This is a genomic window from Allosediminivita pacifica (assembly GCF_003054175.1).
GTDB lineage: Bacteria > Pseudomonadota > Alphaproteobacteria > Rhodobacterales > Rhodobacteraceae > Allosediminivita > Allosediminivita pacifica.
The window spans coordinates 266045-282188 of record NZ_QBKN01000002.1 but is presented as its reverse complement, the minus strand read 5'-3'; the positions used below and the strand labels follow the sequence as shown (position 1 = coordinate 282188).

Here is a 16144-nt window from a genome sequence, read left to right as displayed (position 1 = left end):
CCGTATCCACGATCACAAGATCAACCGCCTCGACGAACTGCTCCCGTGGAACTGGAAGTCGTAGGATCAGGCGACGGTATCAACCGGTCGGTTACCTCGCTCTCGCGGTCATAGCTTCGCCGGTTCGGGAGCCCCGTCAGTCCGTCATGGAGAGCCTGGTGTTCATTCTCGCGACGCATCTTTTCGGCCATCTCGTGCGTTCGGCGCAATTCGGTCTCGCGCCGAACATCCTCGGTCACATCAATGGCATTGCCGAAGCCGTTTACCCCATCGTCGTCATATTTGTTCGGGCTCAGAGATACCAATACCCATCGCTCACCCCGCTCGGGATGATTCACGCGATGACGAAACCGGACTGACTTTCCAGAATTGATCGCCCGGTGAATGTGCGCGATACTTGCCTCGCGATCTTCGCGGGGGACATTGGTATAGACTGCGAATCCATCCTCCTGGATATTTTCGCATGTCACCCCGAGGAGGGCCGGAAGCTGTGGGCTTACAAAGAGAAAGTGCAGCTTGCGATCGATCGTGAGGCGGAACTCGAATATCGCTCCTGGGGCATTGTCTGCCATGACGAGAAAGCGAGCATGCGCGCGGCGTAGCTCTTCCGAGGCTTGGTTGGCGCGTTTCTCGGCTTCCATTCGTTCGGTCGCGTCGAACATGAAGCCGAACCAGCGCGCGACGCTTCCGTTTTCGACGATGGGTTTTGCCGTCGCTGTGATCCAACGCTCGCCGCCTTCTGTCATTGTGGTGCGAAACGTTTGCGAGAACTGCTCAAGTGTCTCGCGTGATCGTTCGGTGTCCGCTATGATGGCGGGCAAGTCTTCTGGATGAACAGCGTCGAAGACCGATTGGCCATTTTCGGTGATCTCCTTGGCGGAGACGCCCATTAGTGCGGGCATGCGCGGTGTGAAGAACGGGAATTCGCTCTTGCCATTTTCATCGATACGAAATTCGTAAAGAGCCGCGGGAGCATTCCCGGCGAGGCTGCTCAGCCGCTTGTGCAGGTCTTTCAGTTCTTCGAATGCCATGGCGGCGCGGGCTTCGGTTTCTTCCTGTTTGGTTACGTCGAGGAGGTTCGCGAACCAGGCGGTTACGCCGTCGCCGATCTCCGATGGCTGGGCGGAAATCAGGAGCCTCCGCGCCCCCTGTTGCGGATGGTTCAGCGTATAGGAGCAACTGAAAGGGGTATGGGTTTCACGGGCTATTTCAAATTTTTCTATCAACTGCTGCGAATCGGATTCCGAGACATAACGCAAACAGGAAGTTGGATCCCGATGTAGAGTTTCGGCATCAACGCCGACCATCTCGGGCAGGCTTGCGCTGAAGTATGCGAAGGCCACGGTCCCGTCTGGCATTTCGCGGTACTCCCAGAGCGCGCCCGGGGCATTGTCGGCCAGCCGGTTCAGTCTGTCGTGCGATGCGCGGAGTTGCTCTGCCGTTTCTGCCGCGCGTCGTTCGGCGGCGACCTGGGCGGTGATGTCGGCCATGTTCCCGAACCAGATGGTTGATCCGTCCGGCTGTGTGTAGGGACGTGTCGTCAACATGACGGCGCGCATTCCGCGAGTCGGATGCGCGATGTGCAGCACCCTTTCGATCTCTTCTCCGGTTTGGCGCACGACCGAGATCTGCGCGGCAATCTCTCGTTTCTGGTCGGCATCGATGTGCTTGAAGACGGCGCGACCGTCGCGCTGGATCTCTTCCGCGGTTACGCCGAAGAGGTCCGGCATGCCTGCGCTATGGTAGGTATAGACCCATTGCCCGTCCACGGTGTCGACGCGCTCGTAGACAGCACCCGGGGCATTGTCCGCCATCTGGCGGAACCGGTTCAGCTGACGCTTGGCGGCCTCGGCGCTTTCCTCGAGGCGAAGCATGTCTTCCTGTTCAGGCGTGATATCCCGCATCAGGCAGATCAGTTCTGTCGGTCGTTCTGTTCCTCTGTCCTCTGGCCATCTCCCCGTGAGACGCAGCCAAAGCCAGCTGCCGTCTGGGCCCAGGGTCCGGAATCGAGTGTCGATCCCTCCCAGTGGACAGGTCTCGGCCATGTTTCGAAGCGAAGCCGAGACGTCCGCGTCTTCCGCATGAATGCGTTCGAGAAATTGTCCGAATGTCAGATCTCGGCCGTCCGGTAGGCCGAGAGCCGCAGCGCCCGGGCCAAAGGCGATGGTTCCAGAGCCCGGCCGGATCGTGACCGGGACGAAGCCATCGGCAAGAGGGGCGGGCAACGAGCCGCGTGCCCCGGCCAGCATTCCGTTTGCCGTTGCTCCTTGCTCTGAAGTCAATTCGACAAGGATCCCCGCAGTCGGATCTTCGCGGTCGACCCACTTGGCAAGTACTAGGGCGTCCAGATCGTCCGGCTCCGCGCTCCATGGTTCAGCGACCGGCCGATCGCGTGTGCCGCTTCTAAGCACGGTGACTGCCTTGATGACGCAGGCGGGGACCGGGGCTGCCTGCGTCGTGAGCCGGCGCGCACCGCGACTGAGTGCGAGCAATTCACCCCCGTCGGAGCAGAGCCAAACAGGGTGATCAAGAGCTTCGATGAAGTGTTTCATTCTTCCAAAAAAGGCAGAACCGGTCGCCTGTCGTAGGCAACCTTCACCGCGCAAGCCTGCATGGAAAATCTTAAGGTGACGCTTCGCGCGGTGCGTCTGGAGACCGCTCGATATTTGCACCGGTCGAACTTGACAGGAACATTGCTTCGCATGTCATGATCGGCCCAGGGACCAGGGAGGAAAACTGGCATGTCGACCACGAAAATTCTGGGGGCCGCGGTTGCCGCGTTCGCCCTCACGGGCACTGCTGCGCTGGCGGACATCACCATCGCCCATGTCTATGGCAAGACCGGTGCGCTCGAAGCCTATGCCGAGCAGAGCCACATCGGCCTGATGCTCGGCCTCGAATACGCGACCGACGGAACGATGGAGATTGACGGAGAGCCGGTCACCGTCATCGAAAAGGACACGCAGCTCGATCCGGCGACTGCCCGGGCCGTTCTGGCCGAGGCCTACGGCGACGACGGCGCGCAGATCGCCGTCGGGCCGGTGAGTTCCGGCGTGGCGCTGGCCATGCTGCCGGTCGCTCAGGAATATGAACGCCTTCTGATCGTCGAGCCCGCCGTCGCGGACTCGATCACGGGCGAATCCTGGAACCGCTACATCTTCCGTACCGGGCGCAACTCTTCGCAGGATGCGATCTCGAATGCCGTGGCCCTCGGGGGCGAGGGGGTGACCATCGCCACGCTCGCACAGGACTATGCCTTCGGTCGCGATGGTGTGGCCGCCTTCAAGGAGGCGCTGGAAGGCACGGGCGCGACGCTGGCGCACGAGGAATACGTGCCCACCGACACCACCGACTTCACCGCCGCGGCGGAACGCATCTTCAACGCGATGGAGGGTGTCAAGGGCGAGAAGAAGCTCTTCATCATCTGGGCTGGCGGCGGCAACCCCATGGGCAAGATCAACGCCATGGACCCGTCGCGCTTCGGCATAGAGATCGCGACCGGGGGCAACATCCTTGCCGCGCTGACGGCCTACAAGGAGCTGCCGGGGCTCGAAGGGGCGACCTACTACTACTACGAGATCCCGGACAACGAAGTGAACGACTGGCTCGTGACCCAGCACCAGGAGCGCTACGACAGCCCGCCGGACTTCTTCACGGCTGGCGGCATGGCGGCGGGCATCGCCGTGGTTGAAGCGATCCGCAAGGCCGGCGGGGCCGAGGATACCGAGGCTCTGATCGAGGCCATGGAAGGCATGGAGTGGGAGACGCCGAAGGGCACCATGCGCTTCCGCCCCGAGGATCATCAGGCCCTGCAGTCCATGTACCACTTCCGCACCGAGGTGCAGGAGGGAAGGGACTACGGTGTTCCGGTCCTCGTGCGTGAGCTGGGCATTGACGACATGGATATCCCCATCCGGAACTGAGCCGCGGGACGGTGGGGCCGGTGACCGGTCCCGCCGCCCGTGCCAGCTTTCCCACCTCCTTCCTTCGACCGCGAGTCCACGGGGGCCCATGACCGACCTTCTTCAGACGACGGACCTGACCGTGCGCTTCGGCGGCCATGTGGCCGTCGATGGCGTCAGTTGCACCTTCCGTGCCGGCGAGCTGACCGCGATCGTCGGCCCGAACGGGGCCGGCAAGACCACCTATTTCAATCTCATCTCGGGGCAGATCCCCGCCACGTCCGGCACCGTGCAGCTCATGGGAGAGGACATCGGCCGACTTTCGCCCTCGGACCGCTGTCGGCGCGGGCTTGGTCGAGCCTTTCAGCTGACGAACCTCTTTCCCGGTCTGACCGTGCTCGAAAACGTCCGCCTCGCGATACAGGCGCACCGGCCGGTGTCACGTGCGCTCTTCTCCATGGCCGCCAGCCACACAGCCCTGACGACCGAGGCCATGTCGGTCCTCGAACGCGTCCGCCTCGACGGCGTTCGCGACCAGCCTGTCCGCGAACTCAGCCACGGCAACCAGCGCAAGCTGGAGGTCGCCATGCTGATCGCGCTCGATCCCAAGGTCTACATGTTCGACGAACCCACGGCGGGCATGAGCGCCGACGAGGCGCCCGTGGTCCTGGATCTCATTGCCGAGCTGAAGGCCGATACCGACCGCACCATCCTGCTGGTCGAGCACAAGATGGACGTGATCCGCACGCTCGCCGACCGCATCATCGTGCTGCACAACGGTGCGCTGGTGGCGGACGGCGATCCCGCAGACGTCATCGCCTCGGACGTCGTGCAGGAGGCCTACATGGGCAAGGAGCTTGCCGATGTCTGATCCGATCCTGCGGCTCGAGGGCGTCCACACCGACATCGCCCAGTACCACATCCTCCAGGGTGTCGACCTCGAGGTGCCGCGCGGCGCGGTGACCATGCTGCTGGGGCGCAACGGGGTCGGCAAGACCACGACCCTGCGCACCGCGATCGGCCACTGGGGTACCCGCGCCGGTCGCATTCTCTTCGACGGTGAGGATGTCACCGCGACGAAGACCGCCGACCGCGCCCGCATGGGCATCGGCTACGTCCCCGAGGACATGGGCATCTTCTCGGACCTGACGGTCGAGGAGAACATGACCCTCGCCGCCGTCTCGGGGCCGCTCGTTCCTGCGCGCCGAGACTGGATCTTCGGGGCCTTTCCGCCGTTGCGCACCTTCTGGAAATCGCCCGCGGGGACGCTTTCGGGCGGGCAGAAGCAGATGCTCTCAATCGCGCGCGCCATGGCCGAGGAGCGTAGGCTCTATCTCATTGACGAGCCGACCAAGGGCCTCGCCCCGGCGATCGTCTCGACCATGGCGGGCGCCCTTCGCGAGCTGAAGACGCAGGGCGCTTCGATCCTGCTGGTGGAACAGAACTTCGCCGTGGCCAAGGCGCTGGGCGATCATGCCGCCGTCATGGACGACGGGCGCATCGTCTGGACCGGCCCGATGTCTGAGCTGGCAACCGACGCGGGCCTCCAGGAACGCCTGATGGGCCTGAGCATGGAGGCGACATGACCGACGCGCCCGATCACCGTCCCACCATGGCCGGTATCACGATTGTCGACCGCATGGCGCAGGCCATGCCGGTGCTTCTTGTGCCGATCCTGCTGGTGCTCGGCTTTCTAGCCATCGGCAATCCGTCGAGCTGGCTCACGCTGACCGTCTCTGGGCTCGCCATGGGCATGATGATCTTCATCATGGCTTCGGGGCTGACGCTGGTCTTCGGCCTGATGGACGTCATCAACTTCGGCCACGGCGCCTTCATCTCGGTCGGGGCCTTCGTCGGCATCAGCGTGGTGCTGGGCCTATCGCAATGGGCGCAGGCGCCCTCGCTGGTGCTGAACCTCTGCGTGGTGCTTCTGGCCGTCCTTGCCGCCATGGTAGTCACCGGCCTTCTGGGCTGGGCCTTCGAGAGGGTCATCGTGAAACCCGTCTACGGCGCGCACCTCAAGCAGATCCTTGTCACCGTCGGCGGCTTGATCGTCATCGAGCAGCTCATCCACGTGATATGGGGCCCCGACGAGATCTTCTTTGCCCGGCCCGAAACGCTCAAGGGCGCCGTGACTTTCTGGGGTGCCGCGCTCGAAAAGTACCGCTTGCTGGCCGTGGCCATCGGCCTCGTGCTTTTCATCGCGATGCGCATGGTTTTCCGTCGCACCAAGATCGGCCTCATCGTGCGCGCGGGCGTCGAAAACGGCGAGATGGTCGAGGCACTGGGCTACCGGCTGCGCCTCGTCTTCGTGGGCGTCTTCATCGCAGGTTCCGCGCTCGCGGGCCTCGGCGGCGTCATGTGGGGGCTCTACCAAGAGGTCATCACGGCCGGCATGGGCGAGGAGATGATGATCCTCGTCTTCATCGTGGTCATCATCGGCGGGCTCGGCTCGGTCGAGGGCGCCTTCATCGGTGCGCTCATGGTGGGCCTGCTGCAGAACTACATCGCCTTCCTAGAACCCAAGCTGGCGCTGATCTCCAACATCGGCCTGATGACCGCGATCCTGATGTGGCGGCCCCAGGGCATGAAGCCCGTCGTGAAGGCGAAGTGATCCCATGCTGATGACCCTCATCTCCGGCGACCGGCCGCGGTCGCGCGTGCTGACCCTCATCCTCCTGGCGATCTTCCTCGGGCTGCTGTTTGCCCCCTTCCTGTTCCCTGGCGTGCGGTCGCTGGAAACGGCGGCGCGGATCTCGGTCTTCATCCTGCTGGCGGCAAGCTACGACCTGCTGCTGGGCTACACCGGCGTGGTGAGCTTCGCCCACACCATGTTCTTCGGCATGGGGGCCTACGGCGTGGGCCTTGCCTCGCAGCAGATGGGACGCGGCTTCGGGGCGCTGATCGTCGGCTCGCTCGCGGGTGCGGCGCTCGCCGCCGCCTTCGCCTTCGTCATCGCGCTCTTCTCGCTTCGGGTCCGCGCGATCTTCTTCGCCATGATCACCCTCGCCGTGGCCTCCGCCGTCGCGGTGCTGGTCAGCCAGCTGTCGCAGATCACCGGCGGCGAGGACGGCTTCACCTTCCAGATTCCCCGCGCGCTCGGCCCCGCCAACCGGATGGGCGTATTCATGGGGGTGAGCATTACCGGCAAGATCCTGAACTACTACCTGATCTTCTTCATGTCGCTCGCGCTCTTCCTGCTGCTGCTTCGGATCGTGAACTCGCCCTTCGGCCGCGTCCTCCAGGCGATCCGCGAAAACGACTTCCGCGCCGAGGCCATCGGCTACCGCGTGGTCCGCTACCGGACGGTCGCAACCTGCATTTCGGCCGCGGTGGCCGCCATGGCGGGCAGCTTGTTTGCGCTCTGGCTGCGCTACGTCGGTCCGGACACCACCCTGAGCTTTGAGATCATGCTGGACCTGCTGCTGATTGTCGTGATCGGCGGCATGGGCACCATGTGGGGCGCGGCAATCGGCGCCACTCTCATGGTGCTGGCCCAGACCTACTTGCAGGACCTCATGGGAAGCGCCGCCGAGGCGACCGAGGCTCTGCCGCTGCTGTCGCGCCTGCTGGATCCCGACCGCTGGCTGCTGTGGCTCGGCGTCCTCTTCATCCTGAGCGTTTACTTCTTTCCCACTGGCATCGTCGGGCGGCTGAGAGGCGGGCATTGAGGGCTGACCGGTGCGAAGGCAGAAAGATGGCTGCCTCATCCCACCGAGAGACTGCCCGCTCTTGCCGAGCTTTGAAGCGGATTAGGCGGCTCGCAAGATCCGGCTCGGCATGCTAGGCGCTTCACTTCGCCCGACGCGGCATTCGGTATCCGCGGGCCCTTTGCATACCAGACCAGCGCGAGCAGTATTCATGATCATCTCCCACCTCGTCACCCACTCAGGGGGCTTTCACGCGGATGAACTTCTTTCCTCGGTCGTCTTGACGCAGCTCTTTCCGGAGGCCCAGTTAGTACGGACCCGTGATGCCGCGTGGATCGCGCCGGGCGAGGGTAAGCTGATCTATGATGTCGGCCGCGACTATGATCCCGAGGCCGGAGTGTTCGACCATCATCAACGGCCAGGCCCGTTGCGCGACGATGATCAACCCTACTCCTCCTTCGGGCTGATCTGGAAACACTTCGGTCGGGAGTATCTGCGTGCGCTCAGGGCGCCGGAAGAACAGCTGGACGACCTGCATCAGAGCTTTGACCGCGGCTTTGTCCTGCCCATCGATCTGGTCGACAACGGTGCGCTCGAACCTTCGGCCGCCGGGCCGCTGGCCGGCATGACGCTTCCGGTTCTGCTGGAAAGCCTAAAGCCCGCCTTCGACGAGACCGATCCCGGCGCAGAGGATGTCGCTTTCTCAAAAGCCCTTGGCGTCGCGCGTGCCCTTGTCGAGGCGGCGGTGAAGGGCCGGATGTCGAAACGCCGCGCGCAGGGCATGGTGGATCAGGCCATCGAGGCGGCGGGCGAGAGCAAGATCCTCGAGCTTCCCCAGGGGATGCCCTTCCGCTCCGCCGTCGAGAAGGCCGGTGCGGACCACCTCCTCTTCGTCGTTCATCCGCGCAACGGCGACTGGGTGTTGACCACGATCCGCAGGAGTGGCGATACCTTCGAAAACCGCGCTGACCTGCCCGAAGCCTGGGCCGGCCTCACGGATGCCGCGCTCGAAGAGGCCAGTGGCGTCACAGGGGCGAAGTTCTGTCACAACGCCCGCTTTATCGCGGTTGCGGCGAGCCGCGACGCCGCGCTTGAAATGGCGGCAAGAGCGGTTGCCGCCACCGAAGCTGAATGAGCGTCGCGCCCGCGCGCTGCTCTATTGCGTCTGCTTCAACAGGCGGTCGATATGCGCCGGCCCCACGGGCTGTATACGTGCCGGGTTGAGGGCTTTGATGGAATAGTAGCCCCGCGTGATGTGATCCAGGTTCACCGTCTCGCGCACGCCGGGCAGGTTCAGGATACGCGCCATGTAGGCCGACAGCCGCGGGTAATCCGCAATCTGACGCAGGTTCGTCTTGAAGAGCCCGTGGTAGGCGGCATCGAAGCGGATCAGCGTGACGAAGGTGCGGATATCCGTCTCGGTCAGGCGGTCCCCGAACAGGTAATCCCCCGTCAGCCGCGCCTCCAGCATGTCGAGCGTCTCGAAGACACCCGCCACGGCCTCGTCGTAGGCCTCCTGCGTGCTGGCGAACCCGGCCTTGTAGACGCCGTTGTTCAGCCGGTCGTAGATCACCGGGTTCAGCGCCTCAATCTCCTCGGCAAGATCATCGGGGTAAAGCCGCAGGTCCGAAGGCACCAGCCGCTCGAAGGCGGTGTCGAACATGCGCAGGATATCCGCGCTCTCGTTGTTCACCATCACGCCGCGCTTCATGTCCCACAGAACCGGCACCGTGGCGCGGCCGGTGAAATGCGGATCGGCCCGGGTATAAAGCTCGTGCATGTAGGTCGCCCCGAACAGCGGATCCTCCTCGGCGCCGGGATAGCCGCCGAACTGCCAACCCTGGTCGGACAGCACCGGATGCACCACCGTCACCGGGATCAGGTCCTCGAGCACCTTGAGCTTGCGCGCGATCAGCGTGCGCGAGGCCCAAGGGCAGATCAGCGCCACGTAGAGCCGGTAACGCCCGGCCTCGGCCTCGAAACCGCCCTCGCCGGTCGGCCCGGCGCTGCCGTCCGGCGTGATCCAGTTGCGAAAGCTTGACACCTGCCGCACGAAGCGGCCCTTCTCGTCGGCCTTCTGCACGGGCTGCCAGTCTTCTGTCCATTTTCCGTCTACGAGCATCTTTCTTCCTTTCAGCGGGCGTGGAACACGAACGAGCGCATCGAGACCGAGGCAAGGTCGATGGCATCCGTCATGAAGGTCAGGTCGTCGCGGTCGTCCGATGCGCCGGCTATGGTCAGCGCGGGCATGTAGTGATCGACCGAGGGGTGCGCGAGCCGCAGCAGCGGTCCAAGCCCCTCGCGGTCGGCCAGCGCGCCGAAATCGCGGTCCGTCAGCCGGTCGGCAAACAGCCCGTCGAACTCCAGCGCGAAGTCATGCGGCTTGCCGTCGAACTGCATGGCGCGCAGGTTGTGCACCACGTTCCCGGACCCGAGGATCAGCACGCCCCGGTCACGCAGCTCCGACAGCGTCCGCCCGATCTCGAGCTGGTGCCCCAGCCCCCGGGTCATGTCGATCGAGACCTGGAACACCGGCACGTCGGCCCCGGGATAGAGGAACTTCAGCACCGTCCAGGCCCCGTGGTCGAGCCCCCAGCTGTCGTCCTCCTCGGCATAGTGGCTGGCAAGGATCGACACCACCTCGCGCGCCAGTTCGGGCTGGCCCTTGGCGGGGTACTGCTGGCGTAAAGCTCGGCGGGGAAACCGCCGAAGTCGTGGATCGTCTTCGGCATGGCCGAGACATCGACCAGCGTGGTGCCCCGCGTCATCCAGTGGGCGGAGACCACGAGGATCGCCTTGGGCCGCGGCAGGCTCTTGCCCAACTCCGTCCACGTGCGGCTGTAGGCGGTGTCCTCGATGGCGTTCATCGGGCTGCCGTGGCCGAGAAAGACCAGCGGCATCCGGTCGGAGGGGGCAAGGCGGTCGCGCAGGTCGGCGAGCGTGCGTCTGGCGGACATGTCTATTCCTTTCATCGGTCGGCAGGTGGGGTGACGGCGGCTGCACCGTCACGAGATCTCTCAGGCGCCAAGCCAGTGCGGCGCGACACCGCCACCGAGGCCCAGCACGAAACCGAACTGGATGTTCATGAAGCCGAGCGGCTCAAGGTAACGGGCGTTCTTCAGCGGTCCCGCGTCTATCGGCATCAGGCCGATGTCGGTGGCAAGCCGTGTCACGGCCGCCTTGGCGGCGGCGTCGTCCGAGGCGACCAGCGCCTGCAGCGCACGGCCCTCGATCTTCAGGCCCTCGGCATAGTGGCCTGCAAAGATCGTGTTGAACGCCTTGACCACGCTGGCCCCCGGCAAAAGCTTGGCGATCTCTTCGGCGGCCGAGGTGTCGAAGCCCAGTTGCAGCCCCGAGAAGTCCTCGGTGATCGGGTTCGACACGTCGATGACGATCTTGCCGTCGAAATCCGCCGCCGCCGCGATCGAGGCCGCCGCGCCGTAGGGGGTGGCGAGGATGACTGTCTCGGCCCGCTCGACGGCGGCAGCGAGGTCGTCGCCCTGGTCGGCGGTGACGACGTCATGACCTGCGGTGGACAGAACGCCGGCAAGGCCGCGACCGATGTTGCCGGCTCCGATGATGGTGATCTTCATGGCTCTCTTCCTTGTCTTTCGCCCGGACCGTTGCGGCCCCGGCGTCTGATCCGGATTTAGCCCTTGCGGACATTCCACAAAATGGCGACATCATTGAATGACTATCTTCAAATTATTCTCAATGGACAGCGCATGGACATCCTCGACCAGCTCCGCGCCTTCGTCGCCACCGCCAAGACCGGCTCCTTCACCGCCGCCGCCGACCAGCTTGGCGTCTCGAACCGGCTCACCTCGAAATACGTGGCCGAGCTCGAATCCCGCCTCGGCGTCCGCCTGCTCCAGCGCACCACCCGCAAGGTCGGCCTCACCCCGGCGGGCGAGGACCTTCTGGCGCGGGCTCCCGCGCTATTGGATGATTTCGACGATCTGCTGGCGGAGGTCTCGGAAGGCTCGCGCGCCTTTACCGGTCTCATCCGGATCTCAGCGCCGGTAACTTTCGGCGAGGTCTACGTGGGGGGGATGCTAGCACGGTTTTCCGAGGCCAACCCCGGCCTGTCCTTCGATCTGCGCCTGCACGATGGCTATGTCGACCTTGCCAGCGAGGGTATCGATCTCGCTTTCAGGATCGGTCAATCCGGAATGATGGCGATCAAGACGCGCAAGCTTGGTGAGATGCGATCCGTCGCCGTGGGAAGCCCGGGCTACGTCGCCAAGCACGGGGCTCCGGCAGTTCCGAAGGATTTCGAATCCTGCAGCTGCATCGTCGACACCAACCGGCGCATGCCGCGCCGGTGGACCTTCTACAACGGTGCAGAAGCCGAGACAGTGAACGTGATGGGGCGTTTCAGCGTCAATTCGGCGAGGGCCGCAGCGGATCTGGCGGCTGCGGGTCTAGGTATTGCCTACGCTCCGCGTTTCGCGTTGCATGAAAGGCTGGCCTCGGGCGATCTCGTGCCGATCCTCGACGATTTCGGAGGCGAGAAGGGCCAGGTCAGCGCGGTCTACCTTGAAGGGCGTGACCTGCCCCGCAAGGTTCGCGCACTGATCGAGTTCGCGGCCGAAGACATTCGTGCGACGTCGATCCTGTGATGATTGTTTGCTCCGGGAGACGGCTCTGAAGATGTTGCATCTCGCAGCCATGGTCTTATTCCGGCGAGGGGATGATCGCCCCGGCTTTGGCATCGTCCCGCAACAGATTCCAAGGATGCCATGACCGACCTATTCGATGCCGCGCCCTCGCAGGGGCATGTCCCACTCGCCGCGGCGTTGCGGCCGGAGACGCTTGATGATGTCGTCGGGCAGCCCGGCATCACCGCCGAAGGATCGATTCTGCGACGGCGCATCGCGGCGGGCGCGCTTGGTAGCCTGATCCTCTACGGCCCCCCGGGGATCGGCAAGACGACCATCGCGCGCGCGGTGGGCAAGATGCTTGGCAAGGAATTCCGCCCTCTGCATGCCACACGCGATGGCGTGAAGGAGCTGCGCCGCATCGCGGACGAGGCAAGGATCCGTCCCTTGCTGATCTTCGTGGACGAGGTGCACCGGTTCTCCGCCACCCAAGCGGATGATCTGCTGTCGATCTGCGAGGAGGGGACGGCCGATTTCGTCGGCGCCACCACGGGCAACCCCTACCATGCGCTGCCGCCTGCGCTTGTTTCACGGTCGACCATCCTCAAGCTCGAACCGATGTCCCTGGAGGACATGGAGCAGGTCGTCCGGCGGGGGCTCGACCATCTTGACGCAACCGGCGGGGATATCGAGATGACGGACGAACAGGTCCGGCTGATCGCGGGCCGCTCCGGCGGTGATGCGCGCCGGGCGCTGACGACGCTCGAAAGCCTGACAGTCGGGCATTCCGGTGGGAAGATCACGATCACCGAAGAGATGTTGGAAGAAGCCTATGCCTCGGCGGCGGTCAACCACGACCGTTCCGGCGATCAGCATTACGACGTCGTTTCCGCCTTCATCAAATCCATGCGCGGCTCGGACGCAGACGCGACGCTCTATTGGCTCGCGAGGTTGATCCACGCAGGCGAGGACCCGCGTTACATCGCCCGGCGGATCATGATCCATGCCTCCGAGGACGTGGGCCTCGCGGACAACACCGCGCTGCAGACTGCGGTCGCGGCGGCCACTGCGGTGGAGAAGATCGGCTACCCCGAGGCGCGCATCATCCTCGCCCATGCGGCGCTCCACGTGGCGCGCGCGCCGAAATCCGCCTCGGCCTGCCGCGGTATCTCGCTGGCGCTCGAAGCCGTCACCACGCAGCCGCCTGCCGTGGTGCCGAAACACCTGCGCGATGCGCATTACAGCGGGGCAGAGAAGCTGGGGCATGTGGGCTACCAGCTGCCCCACGATGACCCGCGCGGCTGGGTGGACCAAGAGTACGTTCCCGGGCTGCGTCCTGGCACCTTCTACCAGAGCGACGCGCGCGAAGCCCCCACATTCGAGAAGAGGGCCGATCAGTTCCACGAGCAGCTGACCGGCAAGCCAACGCGGCGCACCTTCCGCTGAAGATCCTTGTCAGCGGGAGAGAACCAAGCGCCCTGCCTCGTCCGTCGCAAGTTCCACAGGGTCGTCAAGCACGCCGCGGAATTCGCCACCTTCCGACAGGATACAGCGCATGAGCAGGTCCCGTCCGTCGGCATTGACCCAGCGTGGCGCATAATGTGCCGGGTCGGTCGAGCTGTCCATGAACGGCCCGGCCCCCATCCTCCAGGGGCCAGAGATCGCGTCTGCCCAGAGGTAGTGAATCCCCAAAACGGGCGCCCCGGGGTGCGTCGCCTTGAAGGCCTCCGACCAGGCGTTCGCGGGAGTGCAGAACAGGCAGAACCACCTCCCGTCCTTTTCGAAGACCGTAGGCACCTCGATCTCGGCGAAGGCGCCGGTGAAGATGGGTGGCTCCAGTGTCCAGCTTTGCAGATCGGGAGAACGGGCAAGCCCGATCGCGCCGCCCTCCATCGGATCTTCGGGGAGGGGGGAGCGGGCCGTGAAGAACATCAGCCAGCCGGATCCCTCCGGATCGCGCATGACCCAGGGATCGCGCATCGAGCAATCCTTCCAACGCCCCGGAACGTGGCCCTCGTAATGGTCCGAGCCGGGGCCTGATCGTTCCAGCGCCATGCCCTGCCGGGTCCAGTTTGAAAGGTCGGTACTGGTAGCATGGCCGATGCGCTGCACGAGCCCGTCTTCGGCATGGCTCGTTCCGGTGTAGAAAAGGTGCCAAAGGCCGTCTTCGCCACGCACGACCGAACCCGTCCAGGTCGTATAATCGTCGAAGGCCGGAGATTCCGCCGGGGCGAAGACCGTACCATTATATGTCCAGTCGGCAAGGTTGCGGCTGGTGGCATGACCGTAGGTCACGTTCCAGTGGCGCAACTCCGGATCACCGAGAGACTTGTCCGCTTGAAGGAAAAACGCATGCCAGAGGCCCTGATCCTCCGCGTACCAACTGTCCCAGATCCACTTGTCGTCGAGCTCCAGCATGTCCCCTCCGCGCGTTGAATGCGTGGCGATCCTAGTTGTTTCGCACTTGCTTGCACAGCAAGAGGGGCCACTCCGAAAAGCCCCGCGCCACGTGTCGCGGGGCCTCTGGTGATTGTGGAAAAGCGATAGGTGCGCCCTTGAAGGGGGTCAGATGAACTGGCCGTTGTCCACCTGGATCACCTGGCCGGTCACCGCCCGGCCCATCTCGGAAGCGAGGTAGAGGGCTGCATAGGCTTGGTCGATGGGTTCAGTCGAAGGCACTGAGGTGTTGGTATACTTGTCCGAGAACTCGAGCATCTCGCCACCACCTTCCTGTTCCCCCGCAGCCCAGGCACGGGCTGCATCGGTGTCGGTCACGCCCGGAGCAATGGCGTTGCAGCGGATCTTGGTGCCCGACAGCCGCATTGCGATATTGAGGGTCATCGTGTTCAGCCCACCTTTGGTCGACGTGTAGGCGACGCCGCAGATGGGGGTTGTGCCGTTGACTGAGGACACGTTGATGATGCGGCCCTCATTTCGCGGCATCATGTGGTTTACCGCCTCGCGGCAGAAGCGGAAGGGACCGGCGAGGTTGATCTGCACGATCTTGTCGAAGTGGTCGTCGCTGGTCTTCTCGACGGCATACATCTCGCCGACGCCCGCGTTGTTGACGAGAATATCGACTTGTCCGAACGCGTCGATCGCTTCCTTGAAGACGCGGGCAGGGGCGTCGCGATCGGCATTGTCTGCGACGACGGCGACCGCCTTGCCTCCATTTTTGCGGATGGCCCCGACAGCTTTGTCGAGTTCGTCCTGCTTGCGTGCGGTTATGACGACGTTCGCGCCTTCCTCGGAGAAGAGCTCGGCGATGGCGTAGCCGATACCCTTGCTTGCGCCAGTAACGATGGCGGTCTTGCCTTCCAGAAGCTTGCGCATTGTTTTCTTCCTATCTTGCTGGTCTTTGACGATGGGCTCAGCTCTCGCCGCGCGGCAGCACCTCGACAGTCGCTGCCCTGCAGCGCTGGGAAATCATCGGGGCGAGGTATTGGCTGTCGCCGTATTTTTCGCGGTAAGCGGCGTCGATCCCATCGAGGCTGTCGCCGTCGGCCTTGTTGAAATGCACGTCATGGGTTTCTCCGTCGGCCTGGATCTGGCCTGCGCCCTGGGCGAGGGCGGCCCGGTACCAGCTGGAGTTCTGGCCGGAATAGGCGCGAACGTAGAGCGCTCCATCGGAGACCACCGACCAGATGAAGGTCGGTGTCCCCGCTGTTCTTCCATCCTCGCGGAAAGGGGCGATACGGAAATCGTCTGTTTCGGCGAAGGTTGCGAGCTGTTGCGGTGTCCAGGTCATGTAGTTTCCTCTGCCGTGGTCGGACCGGTCGGCGTGGAAGCCGGGGTCATGTCCTCTCATGGACATAGTGCCCTTCCGCCGCCCGGATTATGGAGGGTCTGGTACTGCCTCCTATGCGGGCGTTTCATGAAACCTTGCTGTCGGCGTGACAAAGTCGGCACATCCACGGAGGGGTGCGACGGGATGCGCGCCTTGTCGCGTTTGGAGAAGCGGGGGGCTGAAACACTTGTCGATTCTGCGAAG

Annotated in this window: 14 protein-coding genes and 1 pseudogene; 8 read left to right on the top strand and 7 right to left on the bottom strand. The window is 64.1% G+C overall.

Annotation, left to right across the window (positions count from 1 at the left end; genetic code table 11):
* Positions 1–20: 20 nt before the first annotated feature.
* Positions 21–2552 (bottom strand): PAS domain-containing protein, encoded by a 2532-nt coding sequence (locus C8N44_RS02835; protein WP_107974647.1) that lies wholly within the window; start codon positions 2550–2552, stop codon positions 21–23.
* 189 nt (positions 2553–2741) lie between these two features.
* Here C8N44_RS02835 and C8N44_RS02830 point away from each other — a divergent pair, with 189 nt between their 5' ends.
* The 6 genes from C8N44_RS02830 (at position 2742) to C8N44_RS02805 (ending at position 8687) form a co-directional block, all read left to right on the top strand.
* Positions 2742–3923 (top strand): substrate-binding domain-containing protein, encoded by a 1182-nt coding sequence (locus C8N44_RS02830; RefSeq protein WP_107974646.1) that lies wholly within the window; start codon positions 2742–2744, stop codon positions 3921–3923.
* Between the two features lie 88 nt (positions 3924–4011).
* On the top strand, positions 4012–4773 hold the full coding sequence (locus C8N44_RS02825; RefSeq protein WP_107974645.1) for an ABC transporter ATP-binding protein: 762 nt from the start codon (positions 4012–4014) through the stop codon (positions 4771–4773).
* Positions 4766–5488, top strand: coding sequence for an ABC transporter ATP-binding protein (locus C8N44_RS02820; RefSeq protein ID WP_107974644.1), 723 nt, complete (start codon positions 4766–4768; stop codon positions 5486–5488). The genes C8N44_RS02825 and C8N44_RS02820 overlap by 8 nt, the downstream gene beginning before the upstream one ends.
* Positions 5485–6516 carry a branched-chain amino acid ABC transporter permease gene (locus C8N44_RS02815; RefSeq protein ID WP_107974643.1) on the top strand — a complete coding sequence of 344 codons (1032 nt, stop codon included), beginning with the start codon at positions 5485–5487 and terminating at the stop codon, positions 6514–6516. Before C8N44_RS02820 ends, C8N44_RS02815 begins: the two co-directional genes overlap by 4 nt.
* Positions 6517–6520: 4 nt before the next feature.
* A complete protein-coding gene (locus tag C8N44_RS02810; RefSeq protein WP_107974642.1) occupies positions 6521–7573 on the top strand; it encodes a branched-chain amino acid ABC transporter permease in 1053 nt (350 codons plus the stop codon).
* Positions 7574–7763: 190 nt separating this feature from the next.
* The gene (locus tag C8N44_RS02805; RefSeq protein ID WP_107974641.1) at positions 7764–8687 is read left to right on the top strand and encodes an MYG1 family protein; all 924 of its coding nucleotides are present in this window, start codon (positions 7764–7766) and stop codon (positions 8685–8687) included.
* Positions 8688–8708: 21 nt separating this feature from the next.
* Here C8N44_RS02805 and C8N44_RS02800 read toward each other — a convergent pair whose 3' ends face one another.
* The 3 genes and pseudogenes from C8N44_RS02800 to C8N44_RS02790 all read right to left on the bottom strand — a co-directional run bounded on the left by C8N44_RS02800 (position 8709) and on the right by C8N44_RS02790 (position 11145).
* Positions 8709–9674, bottom strand: coding sequence for a glutathione S-transferase family protein (locus C8N44_RS02800; protein ID WP_107974640.1), 966 nt, complete (start codon positions 9672–9674; stop codon positions 8709–8711).
* Between the two features lie 11 nt (positions 9675–9685).
* Positions 9686–10509: pseudogene (gene ygiD, locus C8N44_RS02795) on the bottom strand (4,5-DOPA-extradiol-dioxygenase).
* Positions 10510–10569: 60 nt separating this feature from the next.
* Positions 10570–11145, bottom strand: a complete 576-nt coding sequence (locus tag C8N44_RS02790) for an NADPH-dependent F420 reductase (protein WP_107974639.1) — start codon at positions 11143–11145, stop codon at positions 10570–10572.
* Positions 11146–11277: 132 nt separating this feature from the next.
* On the opposite strand from C8N44_RS02790, the gene C8N44_RS02785 reads away from it, so the two are divergent.
* A complete protein-coding gene (locus tag C8N44_RS02785) occupies positions 11278–12174 on the top strand; it encodes a LysR family transcriptional regulator (RefSeq protein ID WP_107974638.1) in 897 nt (298 codons plus the stop codon).
* Between the two features lie 120 nt (positions 12175–12294).
* Positions 12295–13599, top strand: coding sequence for a replication-associated recombination protein A (locus tag C8N44_RS02780; RefSeq protein WP_107974637.1), 1305 nt, complete (start codon positions 12295–12297; stop codon positions 13597–13599).
* A 9-nt stretch (positions 13600–13608) separates the two neighbouring features.
* On the opposite strand, the gene C8N44_RS02775 is transcribed toward C8N44_RS02780, so the two are convergent.
* From C8N44_RS02775 to C8N44_RS02765, 3 genes are all read right to left on the bottom strand, one after another.
* On the bottom strand, positions 13609–14571 hold the full coding sequence (locus tag C8N44_RS02775) for a glycoside hydrolase family protein (protein ID WP_107974636.1): 963 nt from the start codon (positions 14569–14571) through the stop codon (positions 13609–13611).
* A 147-nt stretch (positions 14572–14718) separates the two neighbouring features.
* The gene (locus tag C8N44_RS02770) at positions 14719–15486 is read right to left on the bottom strand and encodes an SDR family NAD(P)-dependent oxidoreductase (RefSeq protein ID WP_107974635.1); all 768 of its coding nucleotides are present in this window, start codon (positions 15484–15486) and stop codon (positions 14719–14721) included.
* A gap of 37 nt (positions 15487–15523) precedes the next feature.
* Positions 15524–15901, bottom strand: coding sequence for a DUF2255 family protein (locus C8N44_RS02765; protein WP_107974634.1), 378 nt, complete (start codon positions 15899–15901; stop codon positions 15524–15526).
* Between the last annotated feature and the right edge of the window lie 243 nt (positions 15902–16144).